We start from the raw sequence: 16,426 nt of genomic DNA on the forward strand, positions 1-16,426 counted from the left end.
CGACGCCACGCACTAAGCTCTCTTCATGCGCGTGCTCGTGGTCGACAACTACGACAGCTTCGTTTACAACCTCGTCCAGTACCTGGCTCAGCTGGGTGCGGAGTGCGTCGTGAGGCGCAACGACGAGGTTGACCTCGACGAGATCGACAAGGTCGACGGTGTGCTCGTCAGCCCCGGCCCCGGTACGCCGGAGCGCGCGGGGTCGAGCATCGACGTCATCAAGAAGTGCGCCGACACCGGCAAGCCGGTCTTCGGCGTGTGCCTCGGTCATCAGGCGATCGGCGTGGTGTGGGGCGGAACGGTCGACCGCGCGCCCGAGTTGTTGCACGGCAAGACGAGCATCGTCTTCCACGAGGGCAAGGGTGTGCTCGACGGCGTGCCGCAGCCGTTCATCGCGACCCGCTACCACTCGCTGACGGTGCTGCCGGAGACGGTGCCCGCGGAGTTCGAGGTCACCGGCAAGACCGAGACCGGCATCGTGATGGCCATGCGGCACAAGGAACTTCCGGTCGAGGGTGTGCAGTTCCACCCCGAGTCGGTGCTCACCGACGGCGGCCACCGGATGCTCGCCAACTGGCTCAAGGTCTGCGGGTTCGAGGTGCCGGAGGCCACGGTCGCGCAGCTCGAGAACGGCATGCGCACGCTCGCCGCGGCCGCTCGCCAGTAACGCCCGGAACGACGAAGGGGCGGCCTCCCAAGGGAAGCCGCCCCTTTCCACAACCGGAAACCTAGGTCGTCACGATCCCGAACTTGCCGACGTTGATCGTCACGGCGGCACCCTTGGTGATCGCAGTGCCCTTCGCCGGGCTCTGCGTCTGCACCTTCTTGTCCTGAGCCGGGCTGTTGACCGGCGTGTCCTGGACGTTGAGGTTGCCGTTCCAGCCCAACGACTTCAGCTTGTTCTCGGCTTCCTTCTCGGTCAGGCCGGTCAGGTCCGGCATCTCGATCTGGTTGCCCTTCGAGACGCGGATGGTGACCGTCGAGTCCTTGGTGGCCTTGCTGTTGCCGACCGGGGTCTGCGAGATGACCTGACCCTCGGGCTTCGCGCTGTCGACCGGCTCGACCGCGACCTTGAAGCCGGAGCCCTCGAGCGTCTGACGGGCGTCGTTCTGATCCTGGCCCACGACACCCGGCACGTTCTGCTTGTCCGGTGCCTTGCCGAGCTGGATGTTGATCGTCCCGCCCTTTTTGAGCTTCAGGCCGGTCGCCGGGTTCTGGGCCGCGACCTTGCCGGCCTTGGTCGCGTCGTCGACCTCGATGGCGTCGGCGGCCTGCTGCAGCTTGAAGCCGTTCGGGTCCTTGTCCAGGATCGCCTGTGCTTCCTGCGGGGTCTTGCCCACGAGGTCCGGCACCGTGCCCTCACCAGGAGGCGCACCGACGGAGATCGTGACCTGGCCACCCTTCGTCAGCTGGGTGCCCTCCGGCGGGTTCGTGCCGATCACCTTGTTGATCTGGTCGGCGGTGCACTTGGCCGCGGCGCCGTTCGGGCCGGGCTCGCAGGCGACGTCCTCCTGGGCGGGCACGAGGCCGGCCTTGGTGATCTTCTCCTTGGCCTCCAACGGACTCAGGCCCACGAGCGACGGGACCGAGGCCTTCTCCGTCGCCTGGCCGCCGGAGTTCATGATGTTCGCGGTGATCCACGCGGCGAGGCCGAGCACGGCCACGCACAGGATCACCACGAGCGTGACCATGATGGCCTTCTTGCGCTTCGCGCGACGCTCTTCTTCCTCGTCGGCGATCGGGTCGTAGTCGTCCTCGGGCTCCGACTTCAACGCCGCCGGGCGATGCCGGCCTCCGGAGACGACCTGCGTGCGAGGAGCGCGCGTCGCCTGCTCGTTCATCACGGCGGTGCGGTCCTCGGCCGTCATCACGGCGGGCGCGGACGGGCGCTGGCCCGAGAGCACGCGCACCAGGTCGGCGCGCATCTCCGCGGCCGACTGGTAGCGGTTCGCCGGACCCTTCGACATCGCCTTCAGCACGATCGCGTCGAGCTGCGGCGACACCTTCGGGTTCAGCTGCGACGGGGCCTTCGGGTCTTCCCGCACGTGCTGGTACGCGACCGCGACGGGGGAGTCACCGGTGAACGGGGGCTCGCCGGTCAGCAGTTCGAACAGCACACAGCCGGCGGCGTAGACGTCGGAACGGGCGTCGACGGACTCGCCGCGCGCCTGCTCCGGTGACAGGTACTGGGCCGTGCCGATCACCGCGGCGGTCTGGGTGACCGCGGCCTGGCCGTCGTGCAGGGCACGGGCGATGCCGAAGTCCATCACCTTCACGGCGCCGGACTTGGTGATCATCACGTTCGCCGGCTTCACGTCGCGGTGGACGATTCCGTGCCGGTGGCTGAAGTCGAGCGCGGCCGAGACGTCCGCCATGACCTCCATGGCGCGCTTCCCGGACAGCGGGCCCTGCGTCTTCACTATGTCGCGCAGAGTTCGTCCGTCGACGAACTCCATGACGATGTACGGCAGCGGGCCGTATTCGGTCTGGGTCTCGCCGGTGTCGTAGACCGCGACGATCGCCGGGTGGTTCAGGGCGGCGGAGTTCTGCGCCTCGCGCCGGAACCGTTCCTGGAACTGGGTGTCGCGGGCGAGGTCGGCACGCAGCACCTTGATCGCCACGTCTCTGCCGAGGCGGACGTCCCGCCCCTTGTGGACCTCGGACATGCCGCCGTAGCCGAGGGTCTCACCCAGTTCGTAGCGGTTTGAGAGCAGTCGTGGAGTGCTCATCGGTGCTTCGTCCCGCTCCTCGTCGACGGTGTTCCCAACTCGGTTCTGGTCTTGCTCATGGCGCGCACGTCACCTTCACCTGCGAGCCAGCCGGCACCCCGCCTGTCGGCGCGATGGCGGTGACCCTGCACTTCTTCAGGTCGCCCGGCGACGTGCCCTGCGGGGTCTGCACCCTGGGCTCCAAGCCGTGGTCGATCAGGTCGGTCTTGACCTCTTCGCCGGAACGACCGATGTAGTCGTCCTCGTCGATTTGTTTCAGCGCGTCGCCCGGTATCCGGTCGGCGGAGTCGGGCTTGGCCTGCCCGTTCGCCGGCGGGTTCAGGTTCGCCGAGCTCGAGGTCGTCGGCCCGCCGCCTTGCCCGGTGCCGTCGTTGGACTTCACGGTCAACTTCCACACCACGACCACGCCGACCACGAGAAGCACGGCCACCAGGACAGCGACCATAACCCAGACGACGGTCCGGTTTCTCCCCGGTGCGGTCGGCATGGGCGCGAACGTGCCGGTTTGGTGCGCCGGCTGCATGGTCGGGTGGGTACCGGGCCGGCCATGCCCTCCCGGGCGGTGCGCCATCTGCGGTGGAATCGGAAGTGGCTGCGAGGCCTGCGGTGGCGGCGGAGGCGGTGGCCCCTGCTGCTGCACCTGCTGAACCTGCTGTGGCACAACCTGTTGCGGCCCCATCTGCGGCACGTGCTGCGGGATGACCGGCGGCATCGTGAACCCGGACGGCGTCGGCAACGGCTGGCCCACCCGCACCGCGCTGACGGCGGCGGCGAACTCGCCACCGGTCCGGTAGCGCTGCCGCGGGTCCTTCACCAGGGTGGCCTCGATCAACGTCCGCGCGCCCGGCGGAACGTCCGGCGGCAACGGCGGCGCGATGTCGCGGATGTGCATCATCGCGACGGTCACCGCGTTGTCCGAGAGGAAGGGCCGGTGCCCGGCAAGGCATTCGTAGCCACACACTGCCAACGAGTAAACGTCGCTCGCCGGTTCGGCCTCGCCACCAAGTGCCTGCTCTGGAGCGATGTAGTGCGCGGTCCCCATGACCATCCCCGACCGCGTCACGGGTGCCGCGTCCACTGCCTTCGCGATGCCGAAGTCGGTGATCTTCACCTTCCCCGACGGGGTGACCATGATGTTGCCCGGCTTGACGTCCCGGTGCACGAGCCCGCGTTCGTGGGCCGCCTGCAACGCGTTTCCGGTCTGCTCCAGCAGATCCAGCGTCACCTCTGCGGTGAGCCGGCCCCGCGAGATGATCGTCGCGAGCGGTTCGCCCTCGACGAGCTCCATCACGAGGTACGCGGTGTCCTCCGGTCCGTCGGGGATGGACGCGGTCTCGCCGTAGTCGTGCACCGACGCGATGCCGGGGTGGTTGAGCGACGCGGTCATCCGCGCCTCGACGCGGAAGCGGTGCAGGAACTCGGGATCACCCGAGAGCTCCGCCTTCAGCACCTTCACGGCCACCCGGCGGTCGAGCCGTTCGTCGGCGCCTTCCCAGACCTCGCCCATGCCACCGACCGCGATCCGCCTGGTGAGGCGGTAGCGGTCGGCGAGGAGCTGGCCCGTGGTCAGCATCAGCGACCCGCCAGATACGCGTTCATCACGGCGCGCCCGATCGGCGCGGCGACCTTGCCGCCGGTGGCACCAAGACCACGGTCGCCACCGTTCTCCACGATCACCGCGATCGCGATCTCCGGCTTCTGCGCCGGCGCGAACGCGATGTACCAGGCGTGCGGCGGCTGGGTCTGCTGCTGGCTGCCGCCGATCTCGGCGGTACCCGTCTTCGACGCCACCTGGATGTTCGACAGACGACCCTCGCCACCGGTGTTGATCTCCGACTGGATCATCATGTCGCGCAGCACGTTCGCGTTCGCCGTGCTCATGGCGGTGTCGAGCTGGTCGGGTTCGGTCTCGTCGATCTGCTTCAGGTCCGGGCCGAGGACCTTCGACACCAGGTACGGCTTCATCCGCTTGCCGCCGTTGGCGATCGTCGCGGCGACCATCGCGTTCTCCAGCGGCGTCACGCGCACGTCACGCTGGCCGATACCGCTCTGGTACAGCGCCGCCTCGTCCTGGATCGCGCCCAGGGTCGACGTCTCGACCGACAACGGCACCTGAAGGTCGTCGTCGTTGAAGCCGAACTTGTTCGACTGCGTTGTCAGCTTGGACTTGCCGACCTGCGCCGCCATCTCGCCGAACGCCGTGTTGCACGACTTGGCGAGCGCGGTCTCCATCGACACCGTCTCGCCGGGACCGCAGGCCTGGCCGTTGAAGTTCGGGAAGGGCGCGTTCGCCGTGCCGGGCAGGTTGATCGTGCCCTTGGCGGTGTACTGGGCGTCCTTGGTCTTGCCGTCGGCCAGCGCCGCGGCCGCCACGACGACCTTGTACGTCGAGCCGGGCGGGTAGAGCCCCTGCGTCGCGCGGTTGATCAACGGGTTGCCGTTGTCCTTGGCGGTGAGCTCTTTCCACGCCGCCTGCTGCTCCTGGGCGTCGTGGCTCGCGAGGCGGTTCGGGTCGTAGGACGGCGTGCTCGCCATCGCGAGGATCTCGCCGGTGTCCGGCTTGATCGCCACGACCGAGCCGGTGAAGCCCTTGTTGGTCAACTGGTCGTACGCGACCTGCTGCACCTTGGAGTTCAGGGTGAGCTGCACGTTGCCGCCGACCGGGTCGCGACCCGTGATCAGCGCGGAGACCCTGCGCGCGAACAGCCTGTCGTCCGAGCCGTTGAGCAGGTCGTTCTCCGCGCGCTCCATGCCGGACGTGCCGTAGGTGACCGAGAGGTACCCGGTCACGGGGGCGTACGCGGGGCCCGCGTTGTAGGTGCGCAGGAACCGGAGACGGTCAGTCGTCTCCTTGACGTCCGCGATCACCGTGCCGTCGGCGACCGTGATCAGACCGCGCTTGCGGGCGTACTCGTCGAGCAGCACCCGGCGGTTGTACGCGTTCTTGCGCCACTCGTCGGCGTTGATCACCTGGACCCAGGTCGCGTTGCCCAGGAGCAGGACGATCATCACCATCATGGCCATGCCGACGCGGCGGAGCGGTGTGTTCATTTGGGACGCTCCACCATCACAGTGTGCTGGTCGGCGATAGCCGGTTGTTGCGGTTTCGGCTTCGGAGCCCGCTGGGGAGCCCTCGCCGCCGCAGAAATTCGCAGTAGCAACGCGACCAGGATGTAGTTCGCGAGAAGTGACGAACCGCCGTAGGACAGGAACGGCGCGGTGATACCAGTCATCGGGATCAGCTTGGTGACACCGCCGACGACGATGAACACCTGGAAGCAGACCGCGAACGCGAGGCCACCGCCGAGCAGCTTGCCGAAGCTGTCGCGCACCGAGATGGCACCGCGCAGGCCGCGCAGCGCGAAGACCATGTAGATCAGCAGCAGCGCCGCGAACCCGACGAACCCGAGCTCCTCGCCGATCACGGCGGTGATGAAGTCGGTGTTCGCCTCGGGGATCATCTCCGGACGGCCGGCGCCGAGCCCGGCACCACCGATGCCGCCGGTCGCGAGCCCGAACAGCGACTGCGAGATCTGGTAGCCGCCACCGATCTGGTCGTAGCGGCCGATCGGGTCCTGCCAGTTGGCCACGCGCTGCTGGACGTGGTTGAAGAGCTTCCACGCGATGATCGCGCCGCCGGCGAACAGACCCAGGCCGAGCACGACCCACGCCGCTCGTTCGGTGGCGACGTAGAGCAGCACCAGCACGATGCCGAAGAACAGCAGCGAGGAGCCGAGGTCCTTCTGCAGCACCATGACCGCGACCGCGACGCCCCATGCCGCGAACAGCGGGCCGAGGTCGCGGGCGCGCGGCAGGTCCATGCCGAGGAACCGGCGGCCCGCGGTCGTGAAGAGGTCCCGCTTCGACACCAGGAACGCGGCGAAGAAGACCATCAGCAGGATCTTGGCGAACTCACCCGGCTGGATGGAGAGCGGTCCGACGCGCAGCCAGATCTTCGCGCCGTTGATCTCCGGCGCGATGAAGCCGGGCAGCACACCGGGCAGCATCAGGGCGACCAGGCCGACGAGGCCGAAGGTGTAGCCGAACCGCGCCAGCGTGCGGTGGTCGGGCAGGAACTTCAGCGTGGCGGCGAACAGCAACAACCCGATGCCGGTCCAGATGACCTGCTTGAACGCCACCGGATCCCACGTCGAGCCGTCCGGGAAGACGGTGCCCTCGAGCGCGAGGTCGATCCGGTGGATCGTCACCAGGCCGAGCCCGTTGAGCAGCGCGACGCACGGCAGGATCGCCGGGTCGGCGTACGGCGCCCACCTGCGCACGGCGAGGTGGGCACAAGCGAAGAGTCCGAGATATGCGAGACCGAGGTAGAGGATCCTCAGGCTCAGCGACCGCTCCTGGTTGAGTTCCACCAGGATCAGCGCCAGCGTCACGAGACCGGCCGCGAACGCGAGCATCACCAGTTCGGTACCGCGCCGCGTCGGCGGCCGCAGACCAGGCGACGTGTTGGTCGCCACCGACGCGACTGGTGAGCCTTCCCCGACGGGGACGGGCGAGCCCATCAACTACGGACCCTCCCGGCATTCCACACCCGGCTTCTGCTGCGAGGGCGTGAGCGAAGGCTCGCTGGCACCGGTCTCCGGGTTCGGCGAACCGTTCGCGGGAGGGGTGCTGGAGCCGGAGGTGCTGGTCGGCGGAGGGCTCGTCGGCGTCGTGGAGGTGCTCGGCGTCGACGAGGTGTCCTTGCACAACGGCAGCATGTGCTCGGTGCGCAGCAACCTGACCGCGGCGCGGGCGCCGTCCAGGCCGTTGTCGCTGCGGATGCCCGCGGTGATCGTCTTGCGGCCGGCTTCCTGCAGGTCCTTCAGCGTGATCGGGGTGCAGCCCGTGGATCCGGGCGGGCACGAGTCCTCGACCTTGGACGACAGCTTGAAGCCCAGCACCGTGCCGTTCAGCCCGCGGAAGATCGCGACCTGGCCGTCCTCGGTGGCACCCACGTAGAACTGGGTGTTGAGCCACAGCTTGCCGCCGACCGCCACGACACCGGTCAGCAGGAGCAGCACGAAGACGATCACGAACGCCTTGATGGCGGTCCGCTTCTTGCGCTTCGGGTCCTGCGGCGGTGGCGGCGGAGCGTCCATCCGCTGCGGCATCGGCGGGCGCTGCTGCGTGAGCGCGCTCGCCCGTGAGGCCGCGGAGTCCGGCGGAGTGTTGTGCTCCTCGCTGCCGTCACCGGCCGCGCCACCGACGATCGGGTAGTTGTCGCCGAAGTCGACGTCCTCGACGTCCGCCACGATCACCGTGACGTTGTCGGGGCCGCCGCCCTTGAGGGCGAGCTCGATCATGCGGTCCGCGCAGGCCTGCGGATCCGGGATGCGGATCGCCTCGTCCAGCGTCTCCAGGCTCACGACGCCGGACAGACCGTCCGAGCAGAGCAGGAACCGGTCGCCGGAGCGGGCTTCGCGCACGGTGAGGCTGGGCTCGAAGTCGTGGCCGGTGAGCGCACGCAGCAGCAACGAGCGTTGCGGGTGCGTGGCGGCCTCGTCCGGCGTGATCCGGCCCTCGTCGATCAACGACTGGACGAACGTGTCGTCGTGCGTGATCTGCGCGAAGGTGCCCTCTCTCAGGAGGTACGCACGCGAGTCGCCGATGTGCACGAGCCCGAGACGGTTGCCCGCGAACAGGATGGCCGTGAGCGTGGTGCCCATGCCTTCCAGGTCCGGGTCGCTCGTCACGAGCTCGGAGATGGCGCCGTTGCCACTCGCGACCGCGTCGCGGAGCTTGCCGAGGAGGTCGTCGCCGGGCTCGTCGTCGTCGACGTGGGCCAGCGAGGCGATGACCACCTTGCTCGCGACCTCACCGGCGGCGTGGCCACCCATGCCGTCGGCGACTGCGAGCAGGCGGGGGCCCGCGTACACGGAGTCCTGGTTGTTGGCGCGAACCAGGCCCCTGTCGCTGCGGGCCGCGTATCGAAGAACCAAGGTCATGAGCGCAGCTCGATCACCGTTTTGCCAATGCGGATCGGGGTGCCGAGAGGTACGCGCAGGGGTGCGGTGACCTTGGCTCGGTCTAGGTAGGTGCCGTTCGTGGAGCCGAGGTCCTCCACGTACCAGTCGGTTCCGCGCATGGACAGCCTCGCGTGCCTGGTCGACGCGAAGTCGTCGTCCAGCACGAGAGTGGAGTCGTCAGCGCGGCCGATCAGGATCGGCCTGCCGTCGAGCGAGATGCGGGTGCCGGTCAGCGCCCCGTGGGTGACCACGAGTTGCCGAGGCGCCTTGCTTCCCCTCGCCGACTTCTCGGACCTCCGGAATCCGGGCAGACCTGACGCCCGGAGCCCTGAGGCTGCGTAGAGATCAGAGCGGACCACACGTAGGGCGGCCAGCACAAAGAGCCAGAGGAGCACGAGAAAGCCCGCTCTGGTCAGCTGCATCACCAGCTCTGGCACCGGTTGTAACCGCTCCTGCCTTGAGTTGCTTACCGACGCCCGAATCGACCTCTAGCCAGCGGTGCGGAAAACCAGTGACGAGTGGCCGATGCGGACGACGTCGCCCTCCGCGAGCTGCCAAGTCTGCACTGGCGTGCCGTTCACCGTGGTCCCGTTTGTCGAACCGAGATCAGCGAGCATCGCATTCTGCCCGTCCCAGGAGATTTCCAGGTGGCGCCTGGAGACCCCAGTGTCCGGGAGGCGGAAGTCGGCTTCCTGCCCACGACCTACGACGTTTCCACCCTGCTTCAGGTTGTACGTCCGGTTGGATCCGTCGTCGAGGTGCAGCGTCGCGTTGAGCTGACGGTTCGCGCCCTGGGTGGCCGGCGGGGCGTATCCGCCCTGGTTGTAGCCCTGGTCGTAGCCGCCTTGCTGGCCGTAGCCGGGCTGCTGGCCGTAACCCTGGTCATACCCGCCTTGCTGGCCGTAACCCTGGTCGTAGCCGCCCTGCTGCTGCTGGCCGTAACCCTGGTCGTAGCCCTGCTGGCCGTAGCCCTGCTGCTGGCCGTAACCCTGGTCGTAGCCGGCGCCGCCTTGCTGGCCGCCGCCGTAGCCCTGGTCGTAGCCCTGCTGCTGGCCGTAGCCGGGCTGCTGGTCGTAGCCCGGCTGCTGAGCGCCGCCGTAGCCCTGCTGCTGGCCATAACCCTGGTCATAGCCCTGCTGCTGGCCCTGGTCGTAGCCCTGCTGGCCATAGCCCTGCTGCTGGCCGTAGCCCTGCTGGTCATAGCCCTGCTGCTGCTGGTCGTAGCCCTGCTGGCCGTAGCCGCCCTGACCATAAGGGTCCTGGCCGGGCTGGCCCTGTCCTTGTCCGTAGCCGGGTGGCTGGCTCATGGGTCGGTCTCCTGCGGTGCGAGGTTGTGCTGACCGTCGGCTGGCCGCTTTCACGTCGGGGTCGACGGACGAGCTGGTTCGGAACTGTCCGGTGTGCAGCGCCTCGGAGCGCTCCAGGGAGACTACGACGTCACCATAGGTATCCCATCCGGACTCGGCCAGGTGCTCTCGCAGGCCCTCTGCGAGAAGCTGGGTGATGCGTAGTTCATCCTGCTCGTCGCCCGCAAGACGCTCGTGGTCCTGGGCTCCGAGCAACACTTTGTAGTGGTTGGGGGCTAGCAGTCTGCCACCCGCGAGCTCGCGGATGTTGCTGTCACCCTCTCGTTGCAGCGCCTGTGCCACCTCTTGGGGCACGACGTTGCCGCCGAACACCCGCGCGAAGGTGTTGCCGACCAGGCCCTCGAGCTTGCGCTCGAAGCGTTGCAGGCCCACATCGACTCCTTCCGCTCGGACGGGCTCCTGTACCGATCGTATCCGGGTACGACCCGGCCTACAGGGGGCGATTAGGAACCTGGTTTCGGCGCGTGCTAGTGTTTCCAACGTCTCCAGGGGCAAGTGGCGGAATGGCAGACGCGCACGGTTCAGGTCCGTGTGTCCGAAAGGACGTGGGGGTTCAACTCCCCCCTTGCCCATCAAGAAAGACAGATGGAACCCCTCTCGCGGAATCCGCGAGAGGGGTTCTTTCGTTGATCGGCAGTATCGGATTCCTTGATCCAACAGGTGATGTCTGTCACTCGTTCGGGGGTCGGCATGTGGGCGATAGCGGCGGCGGATTTCGGTGCGGAGCTCGAACTCGTGGAGCTTCCCGAGCCCACGGCCGCGCCCGGTCAGCTCAAGGTCCGGCTGTTCGCCGCGAGTGTGAACCCGTTCGACCGGAAAGTCGTGAACGGGATGCTTCGCGGTTCCGGTGAGCATCGGTTCCCGTTGGTTCCTGGAACTGATGGGGCTGGTGAGGTCGTCGGTTCCGGAGAGAGGATTTTCGGCACCTTCTTCCACCATCCCGTGGGCCTTGGTACATACGCCGAGTACGTCACAGTTCCGGCCGGGAACGCGTTGGCTCCGTTGCCGGAAGATCTCGATCCCGCCGTTGCCGCCGCATTGCCGACCGCGGGCATGACCGCGTTGCAGTTGGTCGAGTCGCTCGGTTCCGCGCAATCCGTCCTGATCATCGGGCCCAACGGCGGTGTCGGATCGTTCGCGGTCCAGATCGCCCGTGCCGCGGGCAAGCGGGTCATCCCGGTGGGCCGCGGCGATTCGCTCGTCGAGGCGGACGCGCTCATCGACCTCGTGAGCAACGACCGTTCGTCGTTCGAGGCGAACGCGCGCTACGCGCCGTTGGCCTTCAACACCAACTACGTCTCCAGCGACTCCGCGCAGAACTTCGGCATGAAGGGGTCGCGGGAAACGTTGGTGCGGCTCGCGTCGATGGTGCAGGCGGGAGACCTGGACGTGCCGATCGCCCGGCGCGTGCCGTTGCGCGAAGCGACCGACGTTTTCGCAGGTCACGGGCCTGGCAAGACCGTGATCATCATGTAGGTGGTCGTTCTGGCGCGGTGAACGGTCGACGGACGGTGACCGGTGCCGCTCACCGCCATTTTGCCCTCACGCCTGACGCACCCACTCTGAGCAGGTCTTTTGGTGCGTCCATCCGGATTAACGTCACCCAGACGGCAGCACCGTAGGACCGAACTCCCCACACCACTCCTCGACCGGTCACCGACCGGTCGACGCCGTCGATCGCAGGGGGTCCTGTGACCTGGGGGCGGGCCGTGCGCTTCCTGCTAATTCTTATGCAGAGCACGAGTCGAAACGCGGCGGATCGCCCGCCGCGGGTGACGAGGAGGCACTGGCGTGAGCAGCACCCCAGCAAGGATCGCGGCCCTCGACAGCTCGAACGGTTTGTCGACGACCGCAGTCCCGGTTCCGGAACTGCCCGCGTCCGTCGAGGAGTTGGCAGCCGCCGCGGCTATTCGCCTCGGCTGGCACGGAGTGGTTCTCCCCGAAATGGTTCTGATGGGCCGCAAGGTCGTCGTCGTGGCCGAACTCCTGGCCGACGCCCACGCCGAGCGCGTGTGCGTGGGTGCGGGCCCCGAGGCCGACAAGACCACCGTCTCCACGTGGGTGTGGCCGGAGATGGAAGGCCGCGTCCCGCCGGCCGCCGTGCGCATCGTCGGCGTCCTGGCTGTGGCCCGTCACTGGCGGACCGCACTGGCCTCTTCGGTTCCCTTCGCCCGCTACGGCAACGCAGCGGTGGTCCTGCCGGAGTCGGTCGCGTTCTCGCACGACTACCTGGCGAACTGCCTGCCGCGCGTCCGCCGCTACGGCGTCTCGGTGCTGCTGGCCGACGACGAGAAGGACCTCTCGGTCGACGTGTCCGGCCGCCAGGAGAACGTGCCCGCGGAGGACACCGCCATCACCCGTTGGGTCAACGAGCTCGTCTACGAGCAGGTGCTCGCCACCGCTTCCTGATCTACGGTCGGGGAATGCGAGTAGTCATAGCCGGCGGACACGGGCAGATCGCGCTGCTTCTCGAGCAGCTGCTGGCCACCCGTGGAGACGCGGTCACCGCGCTGGTCCGCAACCCTGATCATTTTGGTGACGTGCAGGACGCCGGGGCTGTCCCGGTGTTGTGCGACCTGGAGTCCGCCGACGTGGACTCGGTCGCCGCCTATCTGAACGGTGCTGATGCGGCGGTGTTCGCCGCTGGTGCGGGAGCCGGCTCCGGGGCCGCCCGCAAGGACACCGTGGACTACGGGGCTGCTGCTCTGTTCGCTTCCGCCGCGGTGGAGGCGGGTGTGCGGCGGTTCGTCCAGGTGTCGACCGTGGGGATCGAGGCTGCTGATTCGCCTTCGGTGGATCCGGAGTTCGCGGTCTACCTCAAGGCGAAGAAGCTCGCCGAGGACGACCTCAAGTCGCGCGATCTTGACTGGACGATTCTGCGGCCGGGGCCGTTGGTGAACGACGCGCCCACCGGGTTGGTCACGTTGGCGGCGCCTCGGTTGCCTCGGGCTTCGGTCACTCGGGCGGATGTCGCCGCAGTGCTGGCGGAGTTGCTCAACGCGCCTGGGACCGTTGGGAAGACGCTGGAGTTGGTGAACGGCGAAACGCCGGTCGCCGACGCCGTTCGCGCGATCCTGTAAGTGCACGCGGGGAGCTTTCGTACCCTCCTGGAGTGCGCGGCGTCCCCGCGTGCGGTCAGCCGAGCACGCGGTCCAGGTAGGCGTTGGTGAACGTCCTGTTGGGATCAACCTCGTTGCGTACCCGTAGGAAGTCGTCGAAGTGCGGGTACAGCGGGCGGAGGTCGTCGGCGGTCAGGTCGTGCATCTTGCCCCAGTGCGGGCGGCCGCCCACGGAGGCGGCGATGCTGGCGTAAGCGTCGAAGAAAGCCTTGTACTGCATGCCTAGTGCCTGGTGCATCGAGATGTAGGCGGTGTCGCGGCCGTTGGCTGTGGACAGCCAGATGTCGTCTGCCTGGGCTATGCGTACTTCGCAGGGGACGATCAGGTGGTCGCGGTCGCCCAGTTTGCCGGCCACGGCGCGGAGTTCGCCGATCACGTCCATCAAGGTTTCGCGGGGGATCGAGAACTCGGTCTCCACGAACCGGACTCGGCGTGGGGTCACGAAGACGTTGTGCGAGTAGTCGGAGTAGGTGCGCTCCGAGATCAGGGAGCCGCAGACCTCGTTGAGTTTGCGGGTGTAGCGGGGGAAGGTCCTGGCCACCTTGCAGACCGCGCCGAAGGCGGCGTTCTCCATCACCTCGTACTCCCAGGTCTGGCGGAGCTTTGAGAGTGGGCGCGCTGGGTCCTGGATCCTGTTGTTGCGCTTGAGGATCACGCGGTCGGAGTGGGTGAACCAGTGGAACTCCACGTGGTCTTCGACGGCGCAGAGGTCGTCGAACTGTTCCAGCACCGCGTCCAGGCGGCCTGGGGATTCTGAGGCCTGCAGGACGAAGGACGGGACGCAGCGCAGCGTCAGGGTGCTGATGATGCCCAGGGCGCCCAGGCCTACTCGGGCCGCGTTGAAGAGGTCTGGGCGTTCGGTTCTGGAGCAGGTGACCACCGAGCCGTCGGCCAGGACCAGTTCCAGGGACTCGATGGCGGTGGCCAGTACTCCCAGTTTCGCGCCGGTGCCGTGGGTTGAGGTGGAGACCGCGCCGGCGACGGTTTGGGCGTCGATGTCGCCCAGGTTGGGCATGGCGAGGCCCAGGCGGTGGAGGTCTGCGTTGAAGTTGCGCAGAGGGGTGCCGGAGCGGACTGTCACCAGGCCGGTTTCGGTGTCCGCTCGGACGATGCCGGTCCAGCGGTCCAGGTCGAGGGCTGCTTCCGGGGCTACGGCGATGTCGTTGAACGAGTGGCCGCTGCCTCGCGCGCGTACTCGGCCGCCGGAGATGACGGCGGCTGCGATCTCGTCTGTGCTGGACGGGTGGATTACGCGCGTTGGCGTGCACGAAGCCGTTTTAGCCCAGTTCGTCCACACGCGAACCTCCACGAGAGTGTGACCTGAGACAGCAACGTAGGTGAAAGCTCTTCACGTTTCAAGGGTTCAGGACGTACCGTCAGGGCATGCGCAGAAACCGACTCGACGCCGCGACGAAGGATTTGGATCCTCCGTTCGCGATCGTCGACCTGGATGCCTTCGACCACAACGCGGCGGACCTCGCCCGTCGCGCTGCCGGTCATCCGATCCGGGTCGCGAGCAAGTCGATCCGGGTGCGCGACCTGGTGAGCCGGGCGCTTGAGCGGCCCGGCTATGCCGGGGTCATGTGTTACTCGCTGGCCGAGGCGTTGTGGTTGTCGGAGCAGAACGTCAGCGAGGACCTGCTCGTTGCGTATCCGACGGCCGACCGGGCGTCGTTGCAGAAGCTCGCGGCGAACGAGACCGCACGTCAGCGCGTGACGATCATGGTCGATTCCACTGAGCACCTCGACTTCGTCGACGCGGCGATCGGGCCGCACTCGGACATTCGGGTCTGCCTGGAGCTGGACGTCTCGTGGCGGCCGTTGCCCGGTGTCCACATCGGACCGCGGCGGTCGTCGATCCACACGCCGGTGCAGGCGAAGGTGCTGGCGGCCAAGATCGCGCAACGGCGGGGGTTCAAGCTCGTCGGGGTCATGGCCTACGAGGGGCAGATCGCCGGGCTGGGGGACAACCCGCCTGGTCAGCCGTTGCGGGCGCTCGGGATCCGGTTCATCCAGTCCAAGTCCGGGCCTGAGTTGATTCACCGGCGGACCGCTGTGGTGAGCGCGGTTCGGCAGGTTGCCGATCTGGAGTTCGTCAACGGTGGTGGCACCGGAAGTCTTGAGCTCACCGCCTCCGACCCGTCGGTCACCGAGCTCGCGGCTGGGTCCGGGTTGTTCGGGCCGACGCTGTTCGACGGGTACCAGGGCTTCAAGCCGGAACCTGCCGCGCTGTTCGCGTTGTCGGTGGTGCGCAAGCCGACCAGGCGCGTCGCCACGCTGTTCGCCGGCGGGTACATCGCGTCCGGCACGCCCACGCCTGACCGTCAGCCGTCGCCGTACCTGCCGGAGGGGCTGAAGACGCTCGGGCTCGAGGGTGCGGGCGAGGTGCAGACACCGGTCACCGGCAAGGCCGCGGAGCAGCTGAAGATCGGCGATCGCGTCTGGATGCGGCACGCCAAGGCCGGCGAGCTGTTCGAGCGGTTCGACGAGGTGCACCTGGTGCACGGTGACCGCATCGAGCGGACCGTGCCCACGTACCGCGGCGAGCGCCGGAACTTCGGTTAGACCGGGAGACGTGACGACAGGTAGCCCCTGACCAGGGCCCGCGCTTCGGTCAGGATCGCGATGTCGCCCGTCGGGTTGTTGCGGAACGCCATCTTCATCACGGCGTCGGCGGCCTCGACCGCGATCGCGATCGGCAGCTGGACCTCGGTCATCGGGATGCCGAACCTGCCCGAGATCAGCTCGGAGATCTTGTCGGAGATGACGGCGTTGTTGTCGCGGCGGTCGTCCAGCAGCCGCATGTCCACGACGTCACCGAAGTGCAGCCTCCCGAACGCGGGGATCTCGCGGTGCATCGTCACGTAGACGTCGAACACCGTGTCCACGGCGTCCCACCAGTGCTCGAGGGTCGCCTGCTCGAGCCGGTCGGTGATGCCCTGGGAGAACTTGTCGACGTTGCGCAGGGTCAGTGCCTGCACGACGGCTCTCTTGTCGGGGAAGAACTGGTACAGCGAACCGACCGCCACACCCGCTCTTTCCGCGATCAACGTCGTGGTCACGCCGTCGTAGCCCACCTCGTCGATGAGGGTCGCGCAGGCCTCGAGCATGCGCTCGACCCTCTTGGCGCTGCGCTGCTGAACGGGCTGACGGCGAAGCGGGGTGGTGCTCGTCACGGCGACTCCCAGTAGTTCGGGTACTTCCATCTTGCCTGTTGTACGGCCTTTTCACTTCCCTGGACCTGT

The 16,426-nt window shown here is 67.7% G+C and carries 14 protein-coding genes and 1 tRNA gene; 6 read left to right on the plus strand and 9 right to left on the minus strand.

The genetic code is table 11. The annotated features are described in order from the left end of the window. Window positions 1–25 precede the first annotated feature (25 nt). The gene (locus SK803_RS18015; protein ID WP_319967169.1) at window positions 26–667 is read left to right on the plus strand and encodes an aminodeoxychorismate/anthranilate synthase component II; all 642 of its coding nucleotides are present in this window, start codon (window positions 26–28) and stop codon (window positions 665–667) included. A 61-nt stretch (window positions 668–728) separates the two neighbouring features. On the opposite strand, the gene pknB is transcribed toward SK803_RS18015, so the two are convergent. From pknB to SK803_RS18050, 7 genes are read right to left on the minus strand one after another with little or no spacing between them, the layout of a single operon-like run. After that, a complete protein-coding gene (pknB, locus tag SK803_RS18020) occupies window positions 729–2,729 on the minus strand; it encodes a Stk1 family PASTA domain-containing Ser/Thr kinase (protein WP_319967170.1) in 2,001 nt (666 codons plus the stop codon). A 55-nt stretch (window positions 2,730–2,784) separates the two neighbouring features. Then, window positions 2,785–4,302, minus strand: coding sequence for a serine/threonine-protein kinase (locus tag SK803_RS18025; protein ID WP_319967171.1), 1,518 nt, complete (start codon window positions 4,300–4,302; stop codon window positions 2,785–2,787). Further along, the gene (locus tag SK803_RS18030) at window positions 4,302–5,780 is read right to left on the minus strand and encodes a peptidoglycan D,D-transpeptidase FtsI family protein (protein WP_319967172.1); all 1,479 of its coding nucleotides are present in this window, start codon (window positions 5,778–5,780) and stop codon (window positions 4,302–4,304) included. Before SK803_RS18030 ends, SK803_RS18025 begins: the two co-directional genes overlap by 1 nt. Beyond that, entirely contained in the window at window positions 5,777–7,249 is a 1,473-nt protein-coding gene (locus SK803_RS18035; protein ID WP_319967173.1) for an FtsW/RodA/SpoVE family cell cycle protein, read from the minus strand. Before SK803_RS18035 ends, SK803_RS18030 begins: the two co-directional genes overlap by 4 nt. Window positions 7,250–7,252: 3 nt before the next feature. Continuing rightward, window positions 7,253–8,674, minus strand: a complete 1,422-nt coding sequence (locus SK803_RS18040; protein WP_319967174.1) for a PP2C family protein-serine/threonine phosphatase — start codon at window positions 8,672–8,674, stop codon at window positions 7,253–7,255. Continuing rightward, a complete protein-coding gene (locus SK803_RS18045) occupies window positions 8,671–9,132 on the minus strand; it encodes an FHA domain-containing protein FhaB/FipA (protein ID WP_030465595.1) in 462 nt (153 codons plus the stop codon). Before SK803_RS18045 ends, SK803_RS18040 begins: the two co-directional genes overlap by 4 nt. 51 nt (window positions 9,133–9,183) lie before the next feature. Continuing rightward, window positions 9,184–10,434 (minus strand): DUF3662 and FHA domain-containing protein, encoded by a 1,251-nt coding sequence (locus SK803_RS18050; RefSeq protein ID WP_319967175.1) that lies wholly within the window; start codon window positions 10,432–10,434, stop codon window positions 9,184–9,186. Window positions 10,435–10,551: 117 nt separating this feature from the next. On the opposite strand from SK803_RS18050, the gene SK803_RS18055 reads away from it, so the two are divergent. From SK803_RS18055 to SK803_RS18070, 4 genes are all read left to right on the plus strand, one after another. Further along, a tRNA-Leu gene (locus tag SK803_RS18055) sits at window positions 10,552–10,634 on the plus strand. 91 nt (window positions 10,635–10,725) lie between these two features. After that, window positions 10,726–11,538: an NADP-dependent oxidoreductase gene (locus tag SK803_RS18060; protein WP_319967176.1), complete on the plus strand. Its 813-nt coding sequence runs from the start codon at window positions 10,726–10,728 to the stop codon at window positions 11,536–11,538. 315 nt (window positions 11,539–11,853) lie between these two features. After that, a complete protein-coding gene (locus SK803_RS18065; RefSeq protein ID WP_319967177.1) occupies window positions 11,854–12,471 on the plus strand; it encodes a hypothetical protein in 618 nt (205 codons plus the stop codon). Between the two features lie 14 nt (window positions 12,472–12,485). Next, a complete protein-coding gene (locus SK803_RS18070) occupies window positions 12,486–13,142 on the plus strand; it encodes an NAD(P)H-binding protein (RefSeq protein ID WP_319967178.1) in 657 nt (218 codons plus the stop codon). A gap of 55 nt (window positions 13,143–13,197) precedes the next feature. On the opposite strand, the gene SK803_RS18075 is transcribed toward SK803_RS18070, so the two are convergent. Beyond that, on the minus strand, window positions 13,198–14,478 hold the full coding sequence (locus SK803_RS18075; RefSeq protein WP_319967179.1) for a D-arabinono-1,4-lactone oxidase: 1,281 nt from the start codon (window positions 14,476–14,478) through the stop codon (window positions 13,198–13,200). A gap of 86 nt (window positions 14,479–14,564) precedes the next feature. On the opposite strand from SK803_RS18075, the gene SK803_RS18080 reads away from it, so the two are divergent. Then, complete coding sequence (locus tag SK803_RS18080; protein WP_319967180.1) at window positions 14,565–15,746, plus strand: amino acid deaminase/aldolase; 1,182 nt, start codon at window positions 14,565–14,567, stop codon at window positions 15,744–15,746. Here the strand turns inward: SK803_RS18080 and SK803_RS18085 are convergent. After that, window positions 15,743–16,357 (minus strand): TetR/AcrR family transcriptional regulator, encoded by a 615-nt coding sequence (locus tag SK803_RS18085; protein WP_319967181.1) that lies wholly within the window; start codon window positions 16,355–16,357, stop codon window positions 15,743–15,745. The two genes, SK803_RS18080 and SK803_RS18085, sit on opposite strands and share 4 nt — an antisense overlap. Window positions 16,358–16,426: the final 69 nt, after the last annotated feature.

The organism is Lentzea miocenica, from assembly GCF_033949945.1.
GTDB classification, from domain to species: domain Bacteria; phylum Actinomycetota; class Actinomycetes; order Mycobacteriales; family Pseudonocardiaceae; genus Lentzea; species Lentzea miocenica.